At 70.4% G+C, this 22,881-nt stretch carries 26 protein-coding genes; 14 read left to right on the forward strand and 12 right to left on the reverse strand.

The window, feature by feature from the left end; all coding sequences use genetic code 11:
- Positions 1-62 precede the first annotated feature (62 nt).
- From AB0I54_RS15210 to AB0I54_RS15225, 4 genes are all read right to left on the reverse strand, one after another.
- Positions 63-1,751 carry a bifunctional 3'-5' exonuclease/DNA polymerase gene (locus AB0I54_RS15210; protein ID WP_363296429.1) on the reverse strand — a complete coding sequence of 563 codons (1,689 nt, stop codon included), beginning with the start codon at positions 1,749-1,751 and terminating at the stop codon, positions 63-65.
- A 49-nt stretch (positions 1,752-1,800) separates the two neighbouring features.
- Complete coding sequence (locus AB0I54_RS15215; protein WP_363296430.1) at positions 1,801-2,544, reverse strand: Clp protease N-terminal domain-containing protein; 744 nt, start codon at positions 2,542-2,544, stop codon at positions 1,801-1,803.
- Between the two features lie 60 nt (positions 2,545-2,604).
- Positions 2,605-2,967 (reverse strand): LysE family transporter, encoded by a 363-nt coding sequence (locus AB0I54_RS15220; RefSeq protein WP_363296431.1) that lies wholly within the window; start codon positions 2,965-2,967, stop codon positions 2,605-2,607.
- Between the two features lie 98 nt (positions 2,968-3,065).
- Positions 3,066-3,593, reverse strand: coding sequence for an ArsR family transcriptional regulator (locus tag AB0I54_RS15225; protein WP_363296432.1), 528 nt, complete (start codon positions 3,591-3,593; stop codon positions 3,066-3,068).
- A 57-nt stretch (positions 3,594-3,650) separates the two neighbouring features.
- On the opposite strand from AB0I54_RS15225, the gene AB0I54_RS15230 reads away from it, so the two are divergent.
- Both AB0I54_RS15230 and AB0I54_RS15235 read left to right on the forward strand, forming a co-directional pair.
- A complete protein-coding gene (locus AB0I54_RS15230) occupies positions 3,651-4,667 on the forward strand; it encodes a S41 family peptidase (protein WP_363296433.1) in 1,017 nt (338 codons plus the stop codon).
- 73 nt (positions 4,668-4,740) lie between these two features.
- Positions 4,741-5,856, forward strand: a complete 1,116-nt coding sequence (locus AB0I54_RS15235; protein WP_363296434.1) for a DUF2786 domain-containing protein — start codon at positions 4,741-4,743, stop codon at positions 5,854-5,856.
- Positions 5,857-5,894: 38 nt separating this feature from the next.
- On the opposite strand, the gene AB0I54_RS15240 is transcribed toward AB0I54_RS15235, so the two are convergent.
- Positions 5,895-6,410: a DUF4232 domain-containing protein gene (locus tag AB0I54_RS15240; RefSeq protein WP_363296435.1), complete on the reverse strand. Its 516-nt coding sequence runs from the start codon at positions 6,408-6,410 to the stop codon at positions 5,895-5,897.
- Between the two features lie 37 nt (positions 6,411-6,447).
- Positions 6,448-6,900: a hypothetical protein gene (locus tag AB0I54_RS15245; protein WP_363296529.1), complete on the reverse strand. Its 453-nt coding sequence runs from the start codon at positions 6,898-6,900 to the stop codon at positions 6,448-6,450.
- A gap of 227 nt (positions 6,901-7,127) precedes the next feature.
- Here AB0I54_RS15245 and AB0I54_RS15250 point away from each other — a divergent pair, with 227 nt between their 5' ends.
- The 4 genes from AB0I54_RS15250 (at position 7,128) to AB0I54_RS15265 (ending at position 8,750) form a co-directional block, all read left to right on the forward strand.
- The gene (locus tag AB0I54_RS15250; protein ID WP_363296436.1) at positions 7,128-7,499 is read left to right on the forward strand and encodes a VOC family protein; all 372 of its coding nucleotides are present in this window, start codon (positions 7,128-7,130) and stop codon (positions 7,497-7,499) included.
- A 26-nt stretch (positions 7,500-7,525) separates the two neighbouring features.
- Positions 7,526-7,870 (forward strand): metalloregulator ArsR/SmtB family transcription factor, encoded by a 345-nt coding sequence (locus AB0I54_RS15255; protein WP_363296437.1) that lies wholly within the window; start codon positions 7,526-7,528, stop codon positions 7,868-7,870.
- The gene (locus AB0I54_RS15260; protein WP_363296438.1) at positions 7,867-8,334 is read left to right on the forward strand and encodes an SRPBCC domain-containing protein; all 468 of its coding nucleotides are present in this window, start codon (positions 7,867-7,869) and stop codon (positions 8,332-8,334) included. Before AB0I54_RS15255 ends, AB0I54_RS15260 begins: the two co-directional genes overlap by 4 nt.
- 146 nt (positions 8,335-8,480) lie before the next feature.
- Positions 8,481-8,750, forward strand: coding sequence for a DUF397 domain-containing protein (locus AB0I54_RS15265; protein ID WP_201820614.1), 270 nt, complete (start codon positions 8,481-8,483; stop codon positions 8,748-8,750).
- Positions 8,751-8,845: 95 nt separating this feature from the next.
- On the opposite strand, the gene AB0I54_RS15270 is transcribed toward AB0I54_RS15265, so the two are convergent.
- Positions 8,846-9,322: an ATP-binding protein gene (locus tag AB0I54_RS15270; protein WP_363296439.1), complete on the reverse strand. Its 477-nt coding sequence runs from the start codon at positions 9,320-9,322 to the stop codon at positions 8,846-8,848.
- Positions 9,323-9,675: 353 nt separating this feature from the next.
- On the opposite strand from AB0I54_RS15270, the gene AB0I54_RS15275 reads away from it, so the two are divergent.
- The 6 genes from AB0I54_RS15275 (at position 9,676) to AB0I54_RS15300 (ending at position 15,273) form a co-directional block, all read left to right on the forward strand.
- Complete coding sequence (locus AB0I54_RS15275) at positions 9,676-10,500, forward strand: helix-turn-helix transcriptional regulator (RefSeq protein WP_363296530.1); 825 nt, start codon at positions 9,676-9,678, stop codon at positions 10,498-10,500.
- A gap of 177 nt (positions 10,501-10,677) precedes the next feature.
- Positions 10,678-12,138 (forward strand): aldehyde dehydrogenase family protein, encoded by a 1,461-nt coding sequence (locus AB0I54_RS15280; protein ID WP_363296440.1) that lies wholly within the window; start codon positions 10,678-10,680, stop codon positions 12,136-12,138.
- Between the two features lie 105 nt (positions 12,139-12,243).
- Positions 12,244-12,792, forward strand: a complete 549-nt coding sequence (locus AB0I54_RS15285) for a DinB family protein (protein ID WP_363296441.1) — start codon at positions 12,244-12,246, stop codon at positions 12,790-12,792.
- A gap of 25 nt (positions 12,793-12,817) precedes the next feature.
- Positions 12,818-13,459: a PadR family transcriptional regulator gene (locus AB0I54_RS15290; protein WP_363296442.1), complete on the forward strand. Its 642-nt coding sequence runs from the start codon at positions 12,818-12,820 to the stop codon at positions 13,457-13,459.
- A 75-nt stretch (positions 13,460-13,534) separates the two neighbouring features.
- Positions 13,535-14,509 carry an ATP-binding cassette domain-containing protein gene (locus AB0I54_RS15295; protein WP_363296443.1) on the forward strand — a complete coding sequence of 325 codons (975 nt, stop codon included), beginning with the start codon at positions 13,535-13,537 and terminating at the stop codon, positions 14,507-14,509.
- A gap of 35 nt (positions 14,510-14,544) precedes the next feature.
- A complete protein-coding gene (locus AB0I54_RS15300) occupies positions 14,545-15,273 on the forward strand; it encodes an ABC transporter permease (protein WP_363296531.1) in 729 nt (242 codons plus the stop codon).
- Positions 15,274-15,311: 38 nt separating this feature from the next.
- On the opposite strand, the gene AB0I54_RS15305 is transcribed toward AB0I54_RS15300, so the two are convergent.
- Both AB0I54_RS15305 and AB0I54_RS15310 read right to left on the reverse strand, forming a co-directional pair.
- Entirely contained in the window at positions 15,312-16,724 is a 1,413-nt protein-coding gene (locus AB0I54_RS15305; protein WP_363296444.1) for a glutamate decarboxylase, read from the reverse strand.
- 73 nt (positions 16,725-16,797) lie between these two features.
- Positions 16,798-18,084 (reverse strand): ion channel protein, encoded by a 1,287-nt coding sequence (locus tag AB0I54_RS15310; protein WP_363296445.1) that lies wholly within the window; start codon positions 18,082-18,084, stop codon positions 16,798-16,800.
- A 141-nt stretch (positions 18,085-18,225) separates the two neighbouring features.
- On the opposite strand from AB0I54_RS15310, the gene AB0I54_RS15315 reads away from it, so the two are divergent.
- On the forward strand, positions 18,226-18,987 hold the full coding sequence (locus AB0I54_RS15315; RefSeq protein WP_363296446.1) for a MerR family transcriptional regulator: 762 nt from the start codon (positions 18,226-18,228) through the stop codon (positions 18,985-18,987).
- A 37-nt stretch (positions 18,988-19,024) separates the two neighbouring features.
- Here the strand turns inward: AB0I54_RS15315 and AB0I54_RS15320 are convergent, their stop codons facing one another.
- Positions 19,025-19,390, reverse strand: a complete 366-nt coding sequence (locus tag AB0I54_RS15320; protein WP_363296447.1) for a YbjQ family protein — start codon at positions 19,388-19,390, stop codon at positions 19,025-19,027.
- A gap of 135 nt (positions 19,391-19,525) precedes the next feature.
- Here AB0I54_RS15320 and AB0I54_RS15325 point away from each other — a divergent pair, with 135 nt between their 5' ends.
- Complete coding sequence (locus AB0I54_RS15325; RefSeq protein WP_363296448.1) at positions 19,526-20,494, forward strand: VTT domain-containing protein; 969 nt, start codon at positions 19,526-19,528, stop codon at positions 20,492-20,494.
- Positions 20,495-20,516: 22 nt separating this feature from the next.
- Here AB0I54_RS15325 and AB0I54_RS15330 read toward each other — a convergent pair whose 3' ends face one another.
- Positions 20,517-22,178 (reverse strand): threonine/serine exporter family protein, encoded by a 1,662-nt coding sequence (locus AB0I54_RS15330; protein ID WP_363296449.1) that lies wholly within the window; start codon positions 22,176-22,178, stop codon positions 20,517-20,519.
- A 103-nt stretch (positions 22,179-22,281) separates the two neighbouring features.
- Positions 22,282-22,773 (reverse strand): inorganic diphosphatase, encoded by a 492-nt coding sequence (locus AB0I54_RS15335; RefSeq protein WP_363296450.1) that lies wholly within the window; start codon positions 22,771-22,773, stop codon positions 22,282-22,284.
- Positions 22,774-22,881: the final 108 nt, after the last annotated feature.

The raw sequence follows: 22,881 nt of genomic DNA on the forward strand, positions 1-22,881 counted from the left end.
TCCCGTCGGCCCTCCCGTCGGCTCTCCCGCCGACCGCTGATTCGCTTGCGCCGGCCGCGGATTCACTTGGCGTCCGCATAGCACTCCACCACCGCCGTGGTGAACGGAAAGCGCACCGGCGTCTCCCCGAAGGTCAGCCGGCCCGCCAGGTCGGACGCCTCGCGGATCGCCGCCACCACCGTGTCCGCCTCTTCCTTCGGGCAGTGCACGATGACCTCGTCGTGCTGGAAGAAGACCAGCTCGGCTGCCAGGTCGGCGCAGGTCCGGCGCAGCGCGGCGAGCAGCAGCAGCGCCCAGTCGGCGGCACTGCCCTGAACGACGAAGTTGCGGGCGAAGCGACCACGGGCGCGGGCATTGGTGGAGGCGTAGCCGGGCACCCACTGCTGCCCGTCGGGCTCGGCCTCCCCGGCCGGGATGCCCGCCTCCTCCGCCGCCGCGTCCTCGTCCGCCCCCGCCGCGGGTGGGCAGGTCCGGCCCAGCCAGGTCCGCACGAGCCGCCCCTCCTCGCCGGCCCGCGCCGCCTCGTCGACGTAGGCCACCGCCTTGGGGAAGCGGCGTCTCAGCGCGGCGAGGTTCTTCAGGCCGTCGCCGGAGGTCTGGCCGTAGACCGCGCCGAGCACGGCGAGCTTGGCCTGGGCGCGGTCGCCGGAGAAGGCCCGGTCGGAGACGGACTGGTACAGGTCGCTCTCCCGCCCCGCCACCTCCATCAGACCGGGGTCGCGGGAGATCGCCGCCAGCACGCGCGGCTCCATCTGGTCGGCGTCCGCCACGACCAGCCGCCAGCCCGGGTCGGCGACCACGGCCCGCCGGATCACCTTGGGGATCTGCAGCGCGCCCCCGCCGTTGGTCACCCAGCGCCCGGTGACCGTCCCGCCCGCGAGGAACTCCGGCCTGAACCGCCCGTCCCGCACCCAGTCCTGCAGCCAGGACCAGCCGTGGGCCACCCAGATGCGGTACAGCTTCTTGTACTCCAGCAGCGGCTTCACGGCCGGGTGGTCGATGGACTCGATCTCCCAGCGGCGCGTGGACTTCACCTTGATCCCGGCCTGCGCGAATGCCTTGATCACATCGGCGGGCAGATCGGGCCGCACCCGGCGGCCGAACGCGGCCGACACCTCCTCCGCGAGCTCGGCCAGCCGACGGGGCTCACCGCCGCCCGCGTACCGCTCGCCGAGCAGTTCGCGCAGCAGCTCGCGGTGGACGTCCGCGCTCCAGGGCAGGCCCGCGCGGTTCATCTCGGCGGCCACCAGCATGCCCGCCGACTCGGCGGCCGTCAGCAGTCGCATCCGGCCGGGGTGCTCGGCCCGGTCGTGCCGCCGCTGCTGGTCGGCGTAGACCGTGAGGAGGGCGTCGAGCGGCAGGCGGGCGCCCTGCGGCTCGAACAGCGGGGACTGCGCGCCCGGTTCGGCGGCGCGCAGCGGTGGATCGGGCGGTACGGGGCCGCCGCGCAGCCGGGCCAGGGCGGCGGCGGCCGAGCGCGGCTCGCCTGACCGCCCCTCGTGGCCCAGCAGGAGTGTCTCGGCGTCCTCGATGTCGTAGCACCGCTCCACTCGCACCCCCGTGGCGAGCAGACGCGGATAGACCTCGGGGGTCGACCGCCACACCCAGCGCGTCACCTCCGGTCGGCCCCGCACCGCCTCGGCGAGATCGTCCTCCCGCCGCACCGGACCGACGGGCAGCCCGTCCGGACCGAGGGGGGCGAGCTCCACGCCACCGTCCTCGGCCGGAGCGAGCGCCCAGCGGTCGGTCATGGTCGCGAGTGTGGCAGGCGCCACTGACAATCCGTCGTGACCTGCGGTTTCAGTCCTCCGACTGGTCCGCCGTCCGCGTCTGTACCAGCTGCGAGAGCACCTTGGCGACGTACTGCTCGGTCTTCTGCTTGCTGACGCCGAGGCCGCTGAGGACGCCTTCGCCGTTCTCGTACTCCAGCAGCGCCAGCAGGAGGTGCTCGGTGCCGATGTAGTTGTGGCCGAGGCGCAGCGCCTCGCGGAAGGTGAGCTCCAGCGGCTTCTTGGCCGCGGCGCTGTAGGGGACCAGTTCGGGCACCTCCTCGGCCGCCGGCGGCAGCGCGGCGGACGCCGCCTCGCGGATCGCGTCGAGGGAGACGCCCTGCTCGGCTAGTGCCTTGTCGGCCAGACTCTCGGGCTCGGCGAGCAGGCCCAGGACCAGGTGCTCGGGCAGGACCTCGGCGTTCCGCGCGGCCTTGGCCTCGTTGTGGGCGGCCATGACCACGTTCTGCGCGCGCGGGGTGTAGCGGCTGAAGCCCTGGCTCGGGTCGAGGTCGGCCGACTCCTTGGGCACGAAGCGCTTCTGCGCCGCCTGCCTTGTGACGCCCATGCTCTTGCCGATGTCCGTCCAGGACGCGCCCGAGCGCCGTGCCTGGTCGACGAAGTGGCCGATCAGGTGGTCGGCCACGTCGCCCAGGTGGTCGGCGGCGATCACCGCGTCCTGGAGCTGGTCTAGCGGTTCGGGGTGGACCTTCTTGATGGCCTCGATGAGGTCGTCGAGCCGTACGGATGCCGTTCCGGGAGAGTTCGTCGTCATGTGTCAACCGTAAGTTGACACCCTTGGCCTGTCAACCCGGCGTTGACACTCGGTGGGTCGCTATCGGTGGGTCGCTCTACTTCGGGGCCGCCGCCAGCCGCACGGCCAGCATCGCGAACACCGTCCCGCTGAACGATTGGTGACGGCGCCCCGCCAGAAGGCCCGGCGCCGCCCCGCGTCCGCCGCCCCGTCCGCCGCGACGGGTGCCGCGCCGCTGCGGAACGCCTTGACCGCGAGGTACAGCAGATAGGCGGCGCCCGCCCAGCGCGGCACGTGGTAGAGCGCCGGCAGGGTCAGGAACAGGGCCGACAGCCCGAGGGCCGCGGCGACCGAGTGCACGAACATCGCGCAGGCCACCCCGCAGGCGGCGGTCACCCCGGTCAGGGGTCCGCCCCGGCCGCCCATCGCCACGATGAACATCATGTCGGGGCCGGGTGTGATGCGGTGGCCATGCTCGGCGCCACCCCCCGGAGGGGCGACCCGATTTCGGGGAGCGGGACGCGCTCCGTCCCGGCCCGGGGCTACGGCGACTTCGTGTGCTCGTACATCACCACCAGCACCGAGTGCACCGTCTCCTCGTCCCCGTCCTCCTCGGCCGTGTCGACCAGTTCGGCCAAGGTGTCCCGCAGCCGCTGCGCCTGCTCGGGGGTGAGGCGCAGATGCCTAAGCGAGAGCAGCGGGTCCCCGGGGGCGCGGTCCAGTTCCTGGGCGACCGCGCCGAGCAGCGCCGCCGTGCCCGCCGCCTGCGGCTCGGCGACCCGCAGACGCCGGCCGACCCGCCGGTAGTAGTGCTCGGTCCCGCCCCGCACCCGCCGCGTCTCCACGATCCGTACGAGCCCTGCCTCGCGCAGCACCTTGAGGTGGTGCCCGACGCTGCCCTTGGCCACCCCCAGCCGCACCGCCAACTGGCTGATCGTGGCGGACCGGTGGGTCAGCGCGAAGAGCAGCCGCTGCCGCAGGGGGTGGGCGAGTGCGGCGAACTGGTCGGGTGCGGAGATCTCCAGTACGTCCTCGATGCCGGCGCCGTTCTCCGGCTCGTGCTCGGTCATACGTCAAGCGTCCAATTCCCTTGACGCTTTTGCAAGCGCGGTGCTGTACTCCCGGCCATGACCACCCTGCCCCCCAGCGCCTTCAGCACGCCCGATACACCAGATACACCCGACACACCGGGCACGTCCGACACCACGGTCCCCGCTCCCACTCCCGCTCCTGGCCCCGCCCCCGTCGCCGACGTCGCCGCCGTCGTCGAGGAGACCGCCCGGCTCGTCACCGAGCACTACGTCTTCCCGGAGGTCGCCGACCGGCTGGCCGCCCTGCTGCGACGCCGGCTGGGGGAAGGGGCGTACGACGTCGACCGTGCCGAGGAACTCGGCGCCCGGGTCACCGCGGACCTCCAGTCCGACAACGGCGATCTGCATCTACGCCTCAAGTACCACCCCGAGCGGGTCCCGCAGGGCCAGGGCGAGGCCGCGCTGGCCGCGATGCGCCGCCAGTTCGACACCTCGCTGGGCGGTGTCCCGCGCGTGGAGCTGCTGACCGGTGGGACCGCGCTCCTCGAACTCGCGCCCGTGCTCTTCCCGCTCGCCTGGTCCGCCGAACCGCTGTCGGCCGCGCTCACCCTGGTCGCCCGCGCCGACGCGCTCATCCTCGACCTCAGGGGGAACCGCGGCGGCGACCCGGAGACGGTGGCCTTCGTCTGCAGCTATCTGCTCGACGAGCGCACCCATCTGAACACCCAGTACGCGCGCGTGGGGGAGCGCTACGACCAGTCCTGGAGCCTGCCGTACGTCCCGGGCGCCCGGTTCGGCGGGACCAAGCCGGTGCATGTGCTCACCAGCGGTCACACCTTCTCCGCTGCCGAGGAACTGGCCTACAACCTGCAGCAGTTGGGTCGTGCGGTGATCGTGGGGGAGACGACGAGGGGCGGGGCGCACCCGCGCGAGGGCTGGACGGTCCACCCGCACCTGGAGGCCACCATCCCGGTCGGCCGGTCGATCAACCCGGTGTCGGGCGCCAACTGGGAGGGTACGGGTGTCCGCCCGGACATCCCGTGCGTGGCCGCGGACGCTCTCGGCCGGGCCCTGCGGGAGCCGGCGCCCCTGCGGGAGCCGGCGCGCTCCTGACCGGACTCGGATGTTGTCCACAGGCTGTGGATGACCGGCGCCCGCTGTCCGTGGCACATGGCACGATCGACGGGTGAGCAGCAGCACGACCAGCACCGTCGAGCGGGCCTTCCGGGCCGCCCTCTACGACGACAACGACTCCGGCCTCGACACCGGTGCGTCCCTTCTCGCCGCCGACCCCGCCGCGGACGGCGAACTCGCCCGGCGGGGCGAGGAGTTCGTGGCGACCGCGTGGCGGCGCGGCTGGCAGCCCGCCGACGTCGTACGGCTCGTACGGCGCGAGCTGGACGACGCGCACGTACACCTGGCGGCGGCGCTGATCAGAGCGCAGATGCCGCACGACCGACCGCGCGGCCCCCGCTGGACCGCCCAGCTCGACGCCCTGCCGCACGCCCCGGCGCGCGGGGCCGACCGCTTCTCGCACGCGACCACCGTCCTGGAGCTGTACCGCCTGCTGCTGCGCCTGCCCGCCCTGGAACCCCTGGAGGAGCCGCGCCGTGAGCACCGGCCGGCCTCCCGCATGCTCACCCGCATCCGTGCGCTGCTCGCCAAGGCCGAGGCGACCGGCTTCCCGGAGGAGGCGGAGGCGCTGAGCGGCAAGGCGCAGGAGCTGATGGCCCGGCACAGCATCGACGAGGCGCTGCTGGCGGCGGACGCTCCCGCCAAGGATGCGCCCGGCGCCTGCCGGATCGGTGTCGAGCCGCCGTACGAGCAGGCCAAGGCGGTGCTGCTGCACGCCGTCGCCGACGCCAACCACTGCCGTGCCGTGTGGAACGAGCCGCTCGGCTTCTCCACGGTCGTCGGCTTCGAACCCGATCTGGAGGTGGTCGAACTCCTCTACACCTCGCTCCTCGTGCAGGCCACGCACGCGATGACGAAGGCGGAGGCGGCCCAGAGAGCGGGCGGGCGCAAGCGGACCAAGACCTTCAGACAGTCCTTCCTCGCGGCCTACGCCCATCGCGTCGGCGACCGCCTCGCGGCCGCCGCCGACACCCAGGTCACCCAGGTCGCCCAGGATCTCCTTCCGGTCCTGGCCACCCGGGAGACAGCCGTCACCGACCGCTTGGAGCGCATGTTCCCGCAGACCACCACCACCCGGCTGCGCGGGGTGAGCGACGAGGCAGGCTGGACGGAAGGGGCGCAGGCGGCGGACCGGGCCCAGGTCAGGGCCCGTCCGCGGCTGGACTGACCCTGGTCCGTCCAGCCGCTCGGCCGTACTTCGGTGCTTCAGTCGCCGGCCTGCTGGAAGGCGCTCACCGAGGCGTTCGGGGTGCTCGCGCCGCCCTTCCCGGCGACGGGACCGTACGACCAGGGGAAGCTCATGGCGGTGCCGGAGCCGGGCAGGGTGATCTTCACGCTCTTGGCCTCCAGGCTCGTCGCGTCACCCGCCTTGCCGCGCACATAGCTGATCGTGAAGGAGGCGAAGTCGCCCTTGGCGAGCTTCAGCTTCTGCGCCTTCGCGCCCTGAAGCGCGGGGACCTTGGCAGAGGTGCCGCCCGCTTTCAGTTCCACGCCGGCGAAGCCGTCCAGGGTGCACGGGGCGCTCTGGTTGGTGATGCTGACCGGCACCTCGCCCGTGTCACCGGCCGCCGGGGCCACGCTCGCCGTGCCGATCTGCACCGAGACCTTGCCGAGCTCGCAGGCCGAGCCGCTCTTGCCCTTGCCGCCGCTTGTGCCGTTGTTGCAGGCGGTCAGGAGGAGGGCGGCGGTGAGGGCGGTGACGGTGAGCGGAATGGCGCGCATGAGGGGGTTCCTGTCGAGGTCGTGACGGTGCCGTCGGTCAAGAGCCGAGGTTGCCGGTCGGCAGCCCGGACGGCAGCTTTCCGCCCTCGGCCTTGGTGTAGGTCTCCTTGCCGACCTTGCCCGACCAGGTCACCTGCATGGAGTTCTTCGACACCGAGTCGACCATCCCCGTGCCGCGGTCCTTGCTGCCGTCGGTGCAGGTCAGGTGGATCATCTGCATGCCCGCCTCCTCGCCCGCGGTGCCGGTGCACACGGTCCCGCCGGTCGCGAAGAGCCCGGCCTGCTTGTCGGTGACGACCAGGGCCACGGCCTTGCCGTCGGTCGTGGCGAGCCAGCTGCCCTGCAGCTTGCCGGACGAGGAGGTCTTGCCGCCCGTGCCGCCGGTGTCCGCCGTGGACGTCGGGGCCGCGGTCGCGCTCGGGGTGGGGGAGGAACTGTCGTCGGAGCCGCCGCCACCGCTGCACGCGGTCAGCGCGAGCGCACCCGCCATGCCCGCGGCCGTGGCCGCGATCCGCACCCTCGTCGTAGCCGAAGTCACTGGAAGCTCCCAAGCTGTAGCCGGTCGGCCGCCCGGTTGGCCGGAACGCCCGCAGCAAGCTACCAGGCCTTGCCAAGGGGGCTTGTGGGCGCCAGCTGAGTATTCGCTCAGCACACCTCGGATAGGTAGGAGATTCCCTACGGTTGACTCGTAGGGAATCTCCTACCTATCTTCCTCCCATGAACATCACTCATGCCTCCTTCGTCACCCTCCCCGTCACCGATCAGGACCGTGCCCTGCGCTTCTACCGGGACGTCCTCGGGTTTGAGGTCACCGCCGACCTGGACATGCCGCAGGGGCGGTGGCTTCAGGTCGCCCCGCGCGGGGCGCAGACCGTGTTCACGCTCTCGGGGCCGGGGATGGGGGATTTCGAGCCGGGTTCCAGCCGGGGGATCATGTTGGTGACGACCGACGTGGACGCCGACTGCGCCCGGCTCGCCGCGGAGGGCGTCGACGTACAGGGGCCGGACGAGTTCCCCTGGGGCCGTATGGCCTCCTTCCAGGACCCGGACGGCAACGGTCTGATGCTGCTCACGGAGGCTCGGCGCTAGGACTCGGCGCCAGGAAAGGACGGGGCATGACGACGACTGGGGCCGTCGAGGACCGGATCTTCGCGGCGCTGGCCAACGCCACCCGCCGTGAAGTGCTGCGTCTGCTGCGCGAGCGGGGGCCCCAGGCCGTCCAGGCCCTGGCCGACCACTTCGACATGCGCCGCCCCAGCCTCTCGGAACACCTCAAGGTGCTCCGGGAGGCCGGCCTCGTCTCCGAGCAGCGTTCCGGCCGGCAGCGCATCTACCGTCTGGAGGCCGCCCCGCTCGCCGACGTGCAGGACTGGCTCCACCCGTACGAGCGGTTCTGGCGCGGGCAACTGAAGGGGCTCGGCGAACTGCTCGACCGTATGCCCGACGATGACCGGTCATGACCGACACCCCGCCCGCGGACGACCTCACCACGATCCGCGTCGACCAGTACCTCCCGCACCCGCCGGCGAAGGTCTGGCGCGCCCTCACCGAGCCGGAACTGCTCGTTCAGTGGCAGATGCCAGGGTCGGAGGACTTCCGCCTCCAGGTCGGGCACCGGTACCGGCTCACCTCGGTCCCGCGTCCCAACACCCGCTTCTCCGGCGTCGTCGACGTGCAGGTTCTCGCCTACGACAGCGAGCGGATGCTGTCCGTCCGGTGGGCCGATGCCGATCCGGCCAATCCCGCGGACTGGACCATCACGTGGACGCTGGAACAGGAAGGGCGCGGTACGCGTCTCTTCCTAGTACATGAGGGATTCGATCCGGACGACCCGGCACAGTTGATGGCGCGGAAGATCATGGACGGGGGCTGGCGTTCGCATGTACTGCGGGCTCTGGGGCAGACGCTGGAAGAGCTTCGGTAAAGCGGACGTCAAAGCTGTAACCGTGGGAACACCCCCCGTGCACGTGCATCTGCCCGCGCATCTGCACGTGAAGGGGGTTATGATCCGGGTCAGTTGACTACAGCATCCATGGCCACATCAGCCAGTGCACCACCGGGGAGCGACCTGTGGACCGCGACGTTGACAGCGTGTACGGGGGGTACGACGTGTACAACGGCATGGCTGCCACGCAGCTGGACGGAGTGGCCTGGCAGAAGAGCAGGCACAGCAACTCGCAGGGTTCCTGCGTGGAGTTCGCCCGCCTGCCGGGCGGGGACGTGGCCGTGCGCAACTCGCGATTTCCGGACGGCCCCGCCCTTGTCTACACGCGCGCGGAGATCGAGGCGATGCTCCTCGGCGTCAAGGACGGCGAGTTCGACCATCTGATAGTGAGCTGACACCGGCCGTTCGGTTCAGGGACATGTCGGGGCAATTTCGGCATCTCGTCCAGGAACGCGCGTAGAAGCGCGACGTCAGGTGACGCCGCGCTTCGTCATTCGGCCGACTGGAGCCGGAACAGCGCCCAGACGACCTTGCCGTTGAGCGTGCCGGCGAGCGGGTGCCAGCCCCAGCTGTCGCTGAAGGAGTCGACCAGGAACAGCCCGCGCCCCGACTCGGCCGAGAAGTCGTCCGAGGGACGGGCCACCGGGGTGTCGTGGCTGGGGTCGCGCACCGCGCACACCAGCCGGTCGGTCCAGCGCATCAGGTGCAGCCGCACGGCCGGGGGCTGCTCGGCGCAAAACGCCGCGTCGCCCGGCAGCGCATGCCGCAGGGCGTTGGTGACCAGCTCCGAGACGACCAGGCATATGTCGTCGAAGCGGTCGCCCACGTCCCATTGGTCGAGGGTTCTGCGCGTGAACAGCCGGGCTTCGCGCACCGCTTCGTAGCGGGCGGGAAGGGCACAGGAGGCAGCGTTGGACACGGCCGCGGGATCCAGCGGCGGAAGGCCCTGCCGTAACGGCTCGAGCATGGTCGATCCATTCGTCCCCATGCGAGGCACTCCCGGGAATTCGCGGTCGTTGCGATGCAGCGGTGGCGCGGGACCATGGTTTCGGATGCGCACAGCAGATGCAAGGGCAGATGCACGTGCACGAGACCGAATTGAGCAGTCCCGTACCGCTTGTTGGCCATTTTTTCCGCCAACCTCATGCACTTGGCTCACCTGTTGCTTGCTTCAACCTGTGCGGAAACTTTGGCCTCTTTCCGTTTCCGTAACCGGACGAGTACTGCTCGAAGTGTTTTAGTGGCAGACTTCGGCCCCTGAAGACGTTGGGGAGGCTGGCGAACGTGAGCGCGGGAGAGCCGGGATCGGTGGTGCGGCGCATGCTGCTCGGATCACAACTCAGGCGACTGCGTGAGGCGCGGGGGATCACGCGCGAGGCGGCGGGTTACTCGATCCGTGCCTCCGAATCGAAGATCAGCCGGATGGAGTTGGGCCGGGTGAGCTTCAAAACACGGGACGTCGAAGACCTGCTGACGCTGTACGGCATTTCCGACGAGGCGGAGCGCGAGTCACTGCTCTCCCTCGCCCGGGAGGCCAACGTCGCGGGCTGGTGGCACAGTTATTCCGACGTACTGCCGAGCTGGTTCCCCACCTATGTGGGCCTGGAGGGCGCCGCCTCCTTGATCCGGGCGTACGAGGTGCAGTTCGTGCACGGCCTGCTGCAGACCGAGGACTACGCGCGCGCGGTCGTCCGGCGCGGTATGAAGGGCGCGAGCGTCGCCGACGTGGAGCGGCGCGTGGCGCTGCGCCTGGAGCGCCAGAAGTACCTCGTCTCCGAGAACGCCCCGGACTTCCACATCGTCCTCGACGAGGCGGCCCTGCGCCGGCCGTACGGCGACCGCGAGGTGATGCGCGGCCAGCTCCAGCATCTGATCGAGTTCTCGGAACGGCCCAACGTACGGCTTCAGATCATGCCGTTCGGCTTCGGCGGGCACTCCGGTGAGAGCGGGGCGTTCACCATCCTCAGTTTCCCGGAGTCCGATCTGTCCGATGTGGTGTATCTGGAACAGCTCACCAGTGCGCTGTATTTGGACAAACGCGAGGACGTGACCCAGTACGAGCAGGCGCTCAAGGAACTTCAGCAGGACAGCCCGGGGCCGGACGAGAGCCGGGACCTGTTGCGCGGGCTCCTTCAGTTGTCCTGACGGTTGTCCTGATTCACGCCCTCTTGACTTCACGCGTTCGTTTGCTCAGGTGTCATCTCAACTCACGGCAAACACAAGTACGATGACATGTGATCAGTCTCATCAGACCGATCGGATCGTGAAGTCGATCGGGTGTCCGTCTCGACTGCTTCGGCAGTAAGGGGATCGAGGGATCACATGTCGTCCTGCTTCACCGACCTGGCCGTGCAGTACATCGACGGTGAGTGGCGTCCGGGCACCGGTTCCTGGGACATCATCGACTTCAACCCGTACGACGGCGAGAAGCTGGCCTCGATCACGATAGCCACCATCGACGAGGTCGACGAGGCATACCGGGCGGCCGCGCGCGCCCAGCAGGAATGGGCCGAGACCAATCCCTACCGCCGCCGTGTCTTCTTCGAGAAGGTCCTGCGCCTCGTCGAGGAGCGGGAGCGCGAGATCACCGAGATGATCATCGCCGAGCTCGGCGGCACCCATATGAAGGCCGGGTTCGAGCTGCACCTCGCCAAGGAGTTCCTGCGCGAGGCGGCCCAGCTGGCGCTGCGCTGCGAGGGGAGATTCCTGCCCTCGCCGATCGACGGCAAGGAGAACCGCCTCTACCGCGTCCCGGTCGGCGTGGTGGGCGTGATCAGCCCCTTCAACTTCCCCTTTCTGCTGTCGATCAAGCCGGTCGCCTCGGCCCTCGCGCTCGGCAACGCCGTCGTCCTCAAGCCCCACCAGGACACCCCGATCTGCGGCGGCACGCTGATCGCCAAGCTCTTCGAGGACGCGGGGCTGCCGCCGGGCCTGCTGAACGTGGTGCTCACCGACATAGCGGAGATAGGCGACGCCTTCATAGAGCACCCGGTCCCCAAGCTGATCTCCTTCACCGGCTCCGACAAGGTCGGCCGGCACATCGCCACCGTCTGCGCCTCGCAGCTCAAGCGCTCGGTCCTGGAACTGGGCGGCAACAGCGCGCTGGTGGTCCTCGACGACGCGGACATCGACTACGCCGTCGACGCGGCCGTCTTCAGCCGGTACGTCGACCAGGGCCAGGTCTGCATGGCGGCGAACCGCGTCCTGGTGGACCGCTCGGTCGCGGACGAGTTCACCGAGAAGTTCGTCGCCAAGGTCAAGACGCTGAAGACGGGCGATCCGAGCGACCCGCAGACGGTCATCGGACCGGTCATCAACTCCCTCCAGGCGAACGCCATCTCGGCCGCGATCGAGCAGGCTGTCGCCGAGGGTGCCACGGTCCTGGTGCGCGGCACGACGACGGACAACCTGGTGGAGCCCTCCGTCCTGACAGACGTGCCGACCGACTCCTCCCTGCTGCACAAGGAGATTTTCGGCCCCGTCGCCCTGCTGGTCCCGTTCGACGGTGAGGAGGAAGCGGTCCGCATCGTCAACGACACCCCGTACGGCCTGAGCGGCGCCGTCCACACCGCCGACATCGAGCGGGGCGTGGCGTTCGCCAAGCGGGTCGACACCGGAATGTTCCATGTGAACGACGGCACCATCCACGACGAGCCGCTGGTCCCCTTCGGCGGCGAGAAGCACTCCGGCATCGGCCGGCTCAACGGCGAGACGACCCTGGACGCCTTCACCACCCTGAAGTGGATCTCGGTCCAGCACGGGCGCAGCGAGTTCCCGTTCTAGCGCCGGCTGGCCCCACCCTTGAGGACAGAAGCTGACCGCAAGGGTCCGTAACGTCATCGGTGTCAGGCAAGGGAAAGCCGTTGGACCCGATGAAAGGGGCCGGTCATGGTCACTCATGTGCGAGCGGAGGCGCAGGGCGACGAGCGGGGGGCGCTGCTCGCCTTTCTCGAGGAACAGCGTGGCGGCATCCGCCGGTCGGTCCTCGGGCTGACGGAAGAGCAGGCGGCGAGCAGGCCCAGCGCCAGTGAGCTGTCCCTGGCCGGGCTGGTCAAGCATGTCGCCGAGGTCGAGCAGGGCTGGATCGCCCGTGCCAAGGGCGAGCCGCCGGCGGTCAAGCGGGACGAGTCGAACTGGCACGAGTGTTTCGCGCTCGCCGAGGGCGAGACGACGGCCCAGCAGCTGGCGTACTGGGAGGAGGTCGCCGCGGAGACGGAGAGGTTCGTTCGCTCGCTCCCCAGCCTGGACGACACCTTCCCGCTGCCGAACGACCCCTGGTTCCCGCCGGACGAGGCCGTCTCCATGCGCTGGCTGGTGCTCCATCTGATCCGCGAGACGGCACGGCACGCCGGCCACGCCGACATCATCCGCGAGTCGCTGGACGGGAAGACGGCGTTCGAGCTGGTGGCCCAGGAGCAGGGCACGTCCTGGGGCTGACCCCGTGGGTCATACGCTGGACCGCATGTCAGCGATCCGTCTCCTCGTGCTGGGCGCGGTGCGCCAGCACGGGCGGGCCCATGGCTACCAGGTGCGCAACGACCTGGAGTACTGGGGCGCACACGAGTGGTCCAACGCCAAGCCCGGCTCGATCTACCACGCCCTGAAGCAGATGGCCAAGCAGGGACTGCTGCACGCGCACGAGATCGCGCCGTCCACGGCCGGTGGCCCGCCGCGCACCGAGTACGAGATCACGGACCGGGGGAGCGAGGAGTTCTTCCGGCTGCTGCGGGAGTCCCTGGTCGCCTACGACCAGAAGATGGACATCCAGTCGGCGGCCATCGGCTTCCTCGTCGAGCTGCCGCGGGACGAGGCGGTGGCCCTGCTGAAGGAGCGGATCCGGCGGATCGAGCAGTGGCGGTCCGCCGTCACCGAGCACTACATCCCCGAGGACGGCCCCGAACAGCTGGGCCACATCGGCGAGATCATGAACCTGTGGGTCCACACGGCCGACTCCGACGCCGCGTGGACCCATGGGCTGATCGCACGCCTTGAGCGCGGCGCCTACACCTTCGCCGGCGAGGGCGAGCCGTTCGTGGGCGTCCTCGCCGAGGGGCAGGAGAACCCGTACGCGACGGGGGAACGGCATCCCGGGGACGATCGCTAATCAAGTTTGACCAATCGGGGTGGCCGCGTTACCTTCGGGCGAGTAGTCAAGTTTGACTAATAGAAGGAGTGGCCAGTGGCCGACACGGCGATCACCGTCGTAGGAGCACGCAAGACATACCGTGGACATGGCGGAAAACAGGCGCTGGACGGACTCGACCTCCAGGTCGCCCGGGGCACGGTGCACGGGGTGCTCGGGCCCAACGGGGCGGGTAAGACGACCCTGGTGCGGATCCTGTCCACCCTGCTGCGGCCGGACGGCGGCCGGATCGAGGTGGCCGGACACGACGTGGTGACCGAGGCCCGGGCGGTCCGCCGGCGCATCGGCCTGCTCGGTCAGCACGCGGCCCTCGACGAGGAGCTGGGCGGCCGCCAGAACCTGGAGATGTTCGCCCGCCTCCACCACCTCGGCGCCCGCCACGCGCGCGTGCGCGCCGACGAACTCCTGGAGCGCTTCGACCTCGCCGATGCCGGCCGCAGACCGGTCCGCGCCTACAGCGGCGGCATGCGCCGCCGGCTCGACCTCGCCGCCTCCCTGATCACCGACCCGGAGGTGCTCTTCCTCGACGAGCCGACCACCGGCCTCGACCCGCGCGGCCGCGCCGAGGTGTGGGCGTCGGTCCGCTCCCTGGTCGGCGGCGGTACGACGGTCCTGCTCACCACCCAGTACCTGGAAGAGGCCGACCAGCTCGCCGACCGTATCTCCGTCGTCGACCGGGGCCGGGTCGTCGCCGACGGCACACCGGACGAACTGAAGGCACTCACCGGCGGCGACCGGATCGACGTCGTCCTGCGCGACGCCGGCCAACTGGGCGCCGCCGTCGCCCTGTTGCCGCTGCCCGCCGCGGACGTCTCCGCCGACCCCGACCGCCGTCTGCTCAGCGCCCCGGTCACCGACCGCATGGCGGCGCTCTCCGGGGTCGTACGGGCCCTGGAGGCGTCCGGCATCGAGGCGGCGGACATCGCCCTGCGCCGCCCGACCCTGGACGAGGTGTTCCTGCACCTCACCGGACGCGACGACCGTACAGACCGTACGAAGGAGGCCGTGTGAGCGACTACGCCCACGCCGTGACCGACTCCTGGACCATGACCCGCCGCGAACTCGCCCACTGGGCACGGCAGCCGGGGCAGGTGCTCGTCGCCGTGGCCTTCCCGGTGATGCTGCTGCTGATGTTCGGCTATCTGGTCGGCGGCGGCCGGGGCGTGCCGGGTCACTACGTCGACTACCTGGTCCCCGGCATGCTCGCGCTCACCATGGCCTTCGGCCTGGAGGGCACGATGCTCGCGGTCACCCGGGACCTCGACAAGGGCGTCATCGACCGCTTCCGCTCCATGCCCATGGCCAACGGGGCGGTGCTGGTGGGCCGTTCGGCCGCCGACATGCTCCAGTCGGCGCTCGCGCTCGCGCTGATGACCGGCACGGCGTACGCGCTGGGCTGGCGCGCGCACGGCGGTGCGGGGGCCTTCCTCGGCGCCTTCGGTCTGCTCCTCCTGTTCCGCTTCGCGATGCTGTGGATCGGCATCCACCTGGCCCTGATCGCCGGGAAGCCGGAACTGGTCCAGGCCGTGCAGATCCTGGTCTGGCCGGTCGGCTTCCTCTCCAACGCCTTCGCCACCCCCGACTCCATGCCCGACTGGCTGGGCACGGCCGTCCAGTGGAACCCGCTGTCCCGGACGGCCACGGCCGTACGGCACCTGCTCGGCAGCCCCGGCGCGGAACCGGGGCACACCTGGGCGGCGGTCGCCTGGCCACTGGCACTGCTCGCGGTGTTCTTCCCGCTGGCGGTACGCCGGTTCGCGCGCCTGAGCCACTAGCCGGCGTCGGCGTCCACCACCGAGTCGCCGGGCCGGACTCAGTGGTGGAAGCCGGTGGCTGCCGCCTTGTCCCGGGTCAGGGGATGCGGCTGGCGGCGCAGTTCCGGCAGGAGCCGGTCCAGGTCGTCCAGGAACAGGTCGGCCAGGTCGAGGGAGAAGCCGTTGCGGCACACCACCCGCAGGACGGACAGGTCCTCCCGGTTGGGCGGGAAGGTGTACGCGGGCACCAGCCAGCCGCTCTCGCGCAGCCGCCGGGAGACGTCGAAGACGTCGTACGACGTCACGTCGGGGGCGGTGGTGAAGGCGAACACCGGCAGCTGGTCGCCCCGGGTCAGCAGCCGGAAGTCGCCGAGCGCCTCGATCCGCTCGGCGAGCCCGCCCGCCACGTCCCGGGTGGTCTGCTGCACGGCCCGGTAGCCGTCCCGGCCCAGCCGCAGGAACGTGTAGTACTGCGCGACCACCTGGGCGCCGGGACGCGAGAAGTTCAGCGCGAAGGTCGGCATGTCGCCGCCCAGGTAGTTGACTCGGAAGACGAGTTCCTCGGGCAGCGCCGTCTGGTCCCGCCACAGCGCCCAGCCGACGCCCGGGTAGACCAGCCCGTACTTGTGCCCCGAGGTGTTGATCGAGGTCACGCGCGGGAGACGGAAGTCCCACACCAGGTCCTCGTCGAGGAAGGGCGCGATCATGCCGCCGGACGCGCCGTCCACATGCACCGGGACGTCGAGGCCGGTGCGCTCCTGGAGGGCGTCCAGGGCGGAGCACAGGTCCGCGATCGGCTCGTACGAACCGTCGAACGTCGAGCCGAGGACGCCGACGACCCCGATGGTGTTCTCGTCGCACAGCTCGGCCGCGGCCTGCGGGTCGAGGTGGTAGCGGTCGCCGTCCATGGGGACCAGGCGGGCCTCCACCTCCCAGAAGTTGCAGAACTTGTCCCAGCAGACCTGAACGTTGACCCCCATGACGAGGTTCGGCCGTACGTCGTGCGCCGGGTAGCGGTCGGCGTTGCGCTGTGCCCAGCGCCGCTTGAGCGCCATCCCGGCGAGCATGCACGCCTCGCTGGAACCGGTCGTCGAACAGCCCACCGCGGCCGCCGGATCGGGCGCGTTCCACAGGTCGGCGAGCATCGCCACACAGCGCCGCTCCAGCTCGGCCGTGCGCGGGTACTCGTCCTTGTCGATCATGTTCTTGTCCCGGCACTCCGCCATCAGGACCCCGGCCTGCGGCTCCATCCAGGTGGTGACGAACGTGGCCAGGTTGAGCCGGGAGTTGCCGTCCAGCATCAGCTCGTCGTGCACCAGCTGATACGCCGTGTTCGGCGCCAGCGGGGTGTCCGGGAGCCGGTGCGTCGGCGGGGCCTCGGTCATGCCGACGACCGGATTGGCCTCGCCGAAGAACGGGTTGATGGACACGGTCCGCTGTTCGTGCTTCTCCGGACCCTTGTGCAGTGCCATGGTCGTGTCTCCTAGGAGGGGGAGTGACAGGAGGGGAAGTAGAGGAGAGAAGGCGGGTGGAGCGTCCGGCCGGTCACCGCACCGGCGTCCCGTCCGGCCGCAGTTGCATCTGCGGCCGCCCCGTCACCAGCAGCCAGGCCGGCAGCGAGGCGACGCACAGCAGCGCGGTGATCGTCGGCGAGGCGACCAGAACCGCGGCGGTGAACAGGCTCACCCAGCCCTGCCGGGTGATGGCCAGGAGCATGCCCAGCACACCCGCCGCCACGCCCACGGCGGGCGAGACCGCGGGCACCAGGGCGTGGGCGCAGAGCCCCAGGGCGGTGCCCACGAACACGGAGGGGAAGATCCGGCCGCCGCGGAAGCCACAGGTCGCGGCGACCGTCAGGGCGGCCAGCTTCACCACCGTCATCGTGGCGAACTGCCCGGCCGACCAGCCCTCGGGGTCGTGCGCCAGCTCCGCCATCTGGTCCAGGCCCTTGAAGAGCGTCAAAGGGCCGCCCAGCACCCCCAGCGCCCCCAGCACGAGCCCGCCCACCGGAAGCATCAGCATCGGGTGGCGCAGCCGCTGGAAGGCCGCGTGGAGGTACGGGAAGGCATGGACGGCGCACATGCCGAGCAGCGCCCCGACCGACGCGACGACGATCGCCGACAGCACGTCGACCGCGCCCGGCCGGCCGATCGGGGGCAGATGAAGGTCGAAGGACGCGTGGTGGAGCAGGTCGGTCGTGATGGAACCGGCCGCGCCGGCCGCCAGGGGAGCGAAGAGGTTGTCCCACAGCAGCCCCCTGGTCTGCTGTCCGGCCAGCGCCTCCGAGATGACCAGGGCCGCCGCCACCGGCGTGCCGAACAGCGCGCCGATCGTCGCCGCCTCCGCCAGCGCCCCCCACAGCCCGCCCGGCAGCCGGGGGAGGAACCGGCGGCCCAGCCACACCGCGAGGCCGACGTTCACCGCGATGATCGGGTTCTCCGGGCCGAGGCTCGGACCGCCCGCGAGCATCAGGGCGGCCGCCAACAGCAGGCCCGGCAGCACGTAGAGCGGCAGCGTGGGCGCGTTCAGCCCCACGGTGGCCGGGTCGGGGCCCGCGTGCCCGGGCACCTTCCACACCACCAGCCCGACCGCGACCCCGGTCGCGGTGAGCATGACGAAGATCCACAGCGTGGAGTAGCCGCCGATCCCCAGGGCACGGGGCAGGTTCTGCCACAGCACGCCCTGGAGCTTCTCCGCCGCCACGCTCACTCCGACGAGGAGCAGGCTGGAGATCACGCCCACGGCGAGAGCGGGCAGGATCAACGGCAGCAGGGCGCGCGCGGGCGTCGACGGGACGGTGCTGGGCGCCTGTTGCGCGGAGTCCTGGACCACGGGGTCACCCTAAGCGGACTAAGCAGACGAAACGGGCGTAACACCCGGAGGGGTGCGGCCGCGGCACGCCCGCGCAACGGGCTTGCACCTCACGTCACGTGAGGGCCCATCGTGGAGCGCGTACCGAGAGAAGGAGCGGATGTGAGCTACTCCGTGGGACAGGTCGCCGGATTCGCCGGGGTCACGGTGCGCACCCTGCACCACTACGACGAGATCGGCCTGCTCGCCCCGAGCGAGCGCAGCCACGCGGGCCACCGGCGCTACAGCGACGCCGACCTCGACCGGCTGCAGCAGATCCTGTTCTACCGGGAGCTCGGCTTCCCGCTCGACGAGGTCGCGGTCCTGCTCGACGACCCCGAGGCGGACCCGCGCGCGCACCTGCGCCGCCAGCACGAACTGCTGACCGCCCGGATCGAGAAGCTGCAGAAGATGGCCGCGGCCGTGGAGCACGCCATGGAGGCACGCAAGATGGGCATCAACCTCACGCCCGAGGAGAAGTTCGAGGTCTTCGGCGACAAGGATCCCGAGCAGTACGCCGAGGAGGCGGAACAGCGCTGGGGCGGCACCGCGGAGTACGCCGAGTCACAGCGCCGTGCCGCCCGCTACACCAAGGACGACTGGAAGCGCATGCAGGCCGAGGTGGCCTCCTGGGGCGAGCGCTACGACGCCCTGATGGCCACCGGCGAGCCGCCGACCGGCGAGGCCGCCATGGACATGGCCGAGGAACACCGCCGGCACATCTGCCGGTGGTTCTACGAGTGCTCGTACGAGCTCCACCAGTCCCTCGGCGGGATGTACGTGTCCGACGAGCGCTTCAAGGCGTACTACGACTCCATGCGGCCGGGTCTCGCCGAACACCTCAAGGAGGCGATCACGGCGAACGCGGCGCGGCACGCGGCGTGACCTCGCCCTGTGTCCTCCGCCCCCTGGCCCGGGTGGCCTACTCCCGGGCCAGGACCACCGCGGTCCCGTAGGCGCACACCTCCGTGCCCACGTCGGCCGCGTCGGTCACGTCGAAGCGGAACGCCAGCACCGCGTTGGCCCCACGCGCGCGTGCCTGCTCCACCAGCCGCTCCATGGCCTGGTTGCGGGTCTGCACCAGGGTCTTCGTCAGCCCCTTCAGCTCACCGCCGATCATCGACTTCAGGCCCGCGCCGATCTGGCTGCCGAGGTGCCGGGACCGCACGGTCAGCCCGAAGACCTCGCCGATGACCTCCTGCACCCGGTGACCGGGCACGTCGTTGGTGGTCACCACCAGCACATCGGGCTGGGGCCCCTGGCCGCCGCCGTACTCGTCGATTCCCATGGCTCACAGCTTTGTCCCATCGCCCGCACAGTGCATCCCGGAGACACCGGTGGAACCTGGGGCGGACACATTGCGTTGATAGCTTTGTACGGCGGCACGAAGCCGTACCGCCTTCACCCTCAGGAGCCCGGAACCGTGACGACTCTCGCCCTCGGGCCGAGCTGGCTGGACCCCAACTACCTGCTCGACACATACAGCATCTGGGGCCTGCTGCTCATCGTGTTCGCCGAGTCGGGCCTGCTCATCGGCTTCTTCCTGCCGGGTGACTCGCTGCTGTTCACCTGCGGTCTGTTGATCACCTCCCACAAGCTGAACTTCCCGCTGTGGGCCGCGATCGCCCTCATCTGCGTCGCCGCGATCCTCGGCGACCAGGCGGGCTACATGTTCGGCAAGAAGGTCGGCCCGTCGCTCTTCAACCGCCCGGACTCCCGCCTCTTCAAGCAGGAGAACGTCACCAAGGCGCACGAGTTCTTCGAGAAGTACGGTCCGAAGTCCCTGGTCCTGGCCCGCTTCGTGCCCATCGTGCGGACGTTCACGCCGATCATCGCGGGCGTCAGCGGCATGAAGTACCGCTCGTTCCTCGTCTTCAACATGATCGGTGGCGTCCTGTGGGGTGCGGGCGTCACCCTGCTCGGCTCGTGGCTCGGCAACATCGACTTCGTCAACAAGAACATCGAAGCGATCCTCATCCTGATCGTCCTGATCTCGGTGGTCCCGATCGCCATCGAGTTCCTGCGGGCCCGCTCCAAGAACCGGAAGAACCCGCCCGCCGAGACCTCGGCCGGGCAGCAGCCCTTCCAGCAGCAGTCCCAGGCCCCGGTCATGGACGACGCCACGACCCGGCTGCGCCGCATCGAGCCGACGTACGACCAGCAGCAGCCGCAGCGGCAGCCGTACGGCTCGAACCAGGCGTACGGGAACCAGGCCTACGGCAACCAGGGCTATGGCGACCAGGGCTATGGCAACCAGGCGTACGGCGACCAGGGCTACGGCAATCAGGACTACGGCCAGCAGCAGTACCAGGGCTACGACAGCCAGTACTACGACCAGCAGCAGTACCCGTACGACTACAACCAGGGGCAGGGCAACCACAGCGCCCAGTGAGCGGCGCCGGCAGGCGCCCGGCTCAGAAACCCCTGGTCCGCTTGGCGGCCCGGCGCTTCCCTGCGGAGCCGACCCGCAGGAACAGCCGCGAGATCTCCGCCCCCAGGTTCACCCCGATGGCGATGGCCATGGCCAGTGACGCGGCCTTGGCCAACGACACAAGCCCCTTGTCGACCTCGTTCTGCGCCATCGACAGCAGCCCGAAGTAGGTCGCCGAACCCGGCAGCAGCGGCCCGATCGCCGCGGTCGTGTACGGCAGTGCGGATGCGAACCGGTACCTTGACAGCAGCTGCCCGAACAGGCCGACCAGGCCCGCGGCCACGGCCGTGGAGGCCACCGGCGAGATACCGCCGGCGTAGTGCATCGCGCCGTACACCGACCAGGCCACGCCCCCGTTGAGGGTCACCGGCAGCACGGTGGACCGTTCCTGCTGGAGCAGCACCGCGAAGGTCAGCGACAGCAGCATGGACGCGGCGATCTGCAGCAGCGGCCGCTCGGCGATGTTCAGCGCCGCGTCCGGGTTGAGCGTGCCGCCCACCTTCACGCCGAAGTACAGGATGACCAGCACCCCGATGACGATGCCGACGAAGAAGTACATGACCTCCAGCAGCCGGGCCGCCGCGGTGATGTAGAAGCCGGTCAGACCGTCCTGCACGCCCGCCACCAGCGCCCGCCCGGGCAGCAGCGCGAACAGCCCACCGGTGACGACGGCGGACGCCTTCACATCGACGTGCGCCAGCGCGAAGGCCACACCGATCATCGCGGGCGGCATCGCGGCCACCGTGAACTGGTAGAACTCCGGCAGCCCGCGCCCCGCGCACAGCCACGCCAGCCGGTCGCCGAGCATCGCGCCCAGCATGGCCGCGACGAACACGATCAGATCACCGCCGACCAGCACCGAGGCCGCACCGGCCAGCAGCCCGCTCGCCACGGTCAGCGCCCAGCCGGGGTACGGGTGGCGGTTGCGGCGGATCTCGGCGAGCCGCCGGTAGGCCTCTTCGAGGGAGACATGGGTCTCCGCGTCGGTGAGGTCGTCCACGAGCCGGAAGACGGCCGCCAGACGCGTGTAGTCGGTGCCCCGGCGGCGCACCGTCCGGGACGCCGTCACCGGGTCGTCCACCAGGGACGGCTGGTACGAGATCGACAGCAGCGTGAAGGTGACGGTCGGCTCGCAGCGGTCCAGCGCGTACGCCCGGCAGACGGCGAACATCGCCGCCTCCACGTCCTCGGCGTTCTCGCCGCCCGCCAGCAGCAGCTCGCCGATACGCAGGGTCAGGTCGAGCACGCGCGGGACGGCCGGACCGCCCTCCTCCACCTTCTGCACCGGCTCCGGCGCCGGGCGCTCCGCCACCGGCATGCGCAGCATCGCGCGCATCCGGTCCTGCCAGGGCGCGTCCTTGGTCAGGCTGACGGCGGGTATGCCCGTCGCCGGGGTGAAGACGGCCGGGGCCTGCCGGGCGTCGTAGGTGCTCGGCGGACTGAACGCCGAGCCCTCCGGCTCGGCGCCCGCCGGCTGCGGGGCATCCAGGCCCTCGGGCAGGACGAACTCCGAGGTCGTCTCGGACTCACCGGCGGCCTTGGGGACGTCCAGCCCCTCCGGAACGGCGAACTCGGACGTGATCTCGGGGTCGTACGCGCTCCTCGCCTCGTCCGACTGCGGCTTGCGGTCCTCCGCGTCCGTCACTGAAGAGCACTCCCTGTACGACACTCCGACAGGCTCAGTATGCGCACACAGATGCCGACGGGCCGCACGCGTGCGCGTGCGGCCCGTTCACAGGAGCGGGGTCTCAGTGACCGCCCTGCTCCTCGAAGCGCTTGTACGACCGCTCGATCTCCGTCTCGGCGTCGGTGCGGCCCACCCAGTTGGCGCCCTCGACCGACTTGCCGGGCTCCAGGTCCTTGTAGACCTCGAAGAAGTGCTGGATCTCCAGACGGTCGAACTCCGACACGTGGTGGATGTCGCGCAGGTGCTCGACACGCGGGTCGGTGGCCGGAACGCACAGCAGCTTGTCGTCGCCGCCCGCCTCGTCCGTCATACGGAACATGCCGATCGCGCGGCACTTGATCAGACAGCCCGGGAAGGTCGGCTCGTCCAGGATGACCAGCGCGTCCAGCGGGTCGCCGTCCTCGCCGAGGGTGTTCTCGACGAAGCCGTAGTCGGTCGGGTAGGCGGTCGAGGTGAAGAGACGACGGTCCAGGCGGATCCGACCGGTCTCGTGGTCCACCTCGTACTTGTTCCGCGAACCCTTCGGGATCTCGATCGTGACGTCGAACTCCACCGGTGGCTCCTCCATGATCAGCACATAGTTCTGGTGGTTAAGTGTCCCTCACGCAGGTGTGTGATCGCGAAAGGGGCTGGTCCTTGTGCCAGAACTGAGGCCTTGGCG

It is taken from the genome of Streptomyces sp. NPDC050625 (assembly GCF_040654755.1).
In the GTDB taxonomy this organism is placed as follows: Bacteria; Actinomycetota; Actinomycetes; order Streptomycetales; family Streptomycetaceae; genus Streptomyces.

What these genes read in the sequence shown, in the direction of transcription:
- AB0I54_RS15320 (WP_363296447.1), bottom strand. Translation starts at nt 19,390, where the DNA reads ATGGGAATCGACGAGTACGGCGGCGGCCAGGGGCCCCAGCCCGATGTG.
- AB0I54_RS15225 (WP_363296432.1), bottom strand. Translation starts at nt 3,593, where the DNA reads ATGACCGAGCACGAGCCGGAGAACGGCGCCGGCATCGAGGACGTACTG.
- AB0I54_RS15300 (WP_363296531.1), top strand. Translation starts at nt 14,545, where the DNA reads ATGACCCGCCGCGAACTCGCCCACTGGGCACGGCAGCCGGGGCAGGTG.
- AB0I54_RS15250 (WP_363296436.1), top strand. Translation starts at nt 7,128, where the DNA reads ATGAACATCACTCATGCCTCCTTCGTCACCCTCCCCGTCACCGATCAG.
- AB0I54_RS15275 (WP_363296530.1), top strand. Translation starts at nt 9,676, where the DNA reads ATGCTGCTCGGATCACAACTCAGGCGACTGCGTGAGGCGCGGGGGATC.
- AB0I54_RS15220 (WP_363296431.1), bottom strand. Translation starts at nt 2,967, where the DNA reads ATGATGTTCATCGTGGCGATGGGCGGCCGGGGCGGACCCCTGACCGGG.
- AB0I54_RS15290 (WP_363296442.1), top strand. Translation starts at nt 12,818, where the DNA reads ATGTCAGCGATCCGTCTCCTCGTGCTGGGCGCGGTGCGCCAGCACGGG.
- AB0I54_RS15210 (WP_363296429.1), bottom strand. Translation starts at nt 1,751, where the DNA reads ATGACCGACCGCTGGGCGCTCGCTCCGGCCGAGGACGGTGGCGTGGAG.
- AB0I54_RS15260 (WP_363296438.1), top strand. Translation starts at nt 7,867, where the DNA reads ATGACCGACACCCCGCCCGCGGACGACCTCACCACGATCCGCGTCGAC.
- AB0I54_RS15270 (WP_363296439.1), bottom strand. Translation starts at nt 9,322, where the DNA reads ATGCTCGAGCCGTTACGGCAGGGCCTTCCGCCGCTGGATCCCGCGGCC.
- AB0I54_RS15240 (WP_363296435.1), bottom strand. Translation starts at nt 6,410, where the DNA reads ATGCGCGCCATTCCGCTCACCGTCACCGCCCTCACCGCCGCCCTCCTC.
- AB0I54_RS15215 (WP_363296430.1), bottom strand. Translation starts at nt 2,544, where the DNA reads ATGACGACGAACTCTCCCGGAACGGCATCCGTACGGCTCGACGACCTC.
- AB0I54_RS15245 (WP_363296529.1), bottom strand. Translation starts at nt 6,900, where the DNA reads ATGGCGGGTGCGCTCGCGCTGACCGCGTGCAGCGGTGGCGGCGGCTCC.
- AB0I54_RS15255 (WP_363296437.1), top strand. Translation starts at nt 7,526, where the DNA reads ATGACGACGACTGGGGCCGTCGAGGACCGGATCTTCGCGGCGCTGGCC.
- AB0I54_RS15230 (WP_363296433.1), top strand. Translation starts at nt 3,651, where the DNA reads ATGACCACCCTGCCCCCCAGCGCCTTCAGCACGCCCGATACACCAGAT.
- AB0I54_RS15280 (WP_363296440.1), top strand. Translation starts at nt 10,678, where the DNA reads ATGTCGTCCTGCTTCACCGACCTGGCCGTGCAGTACATCGACGGTGAG.
- AB0I54_RS15305 (WP_363296444.1), bottom strand. Translation starts at nt 16,724, where the DNA reads ATGGCACTGCACAAGGGTCCGGAGAAGCACGAACAGCGGACCGTGTCC.
- AB0I54_RS15285 (WP_363296441.1), top strand. Translation starts at nt 12,244, where the DNA reads ATGGTCACTCATGTGCGAGCGGAGGCGCAGGGCGACGAGCGGGGGGCG.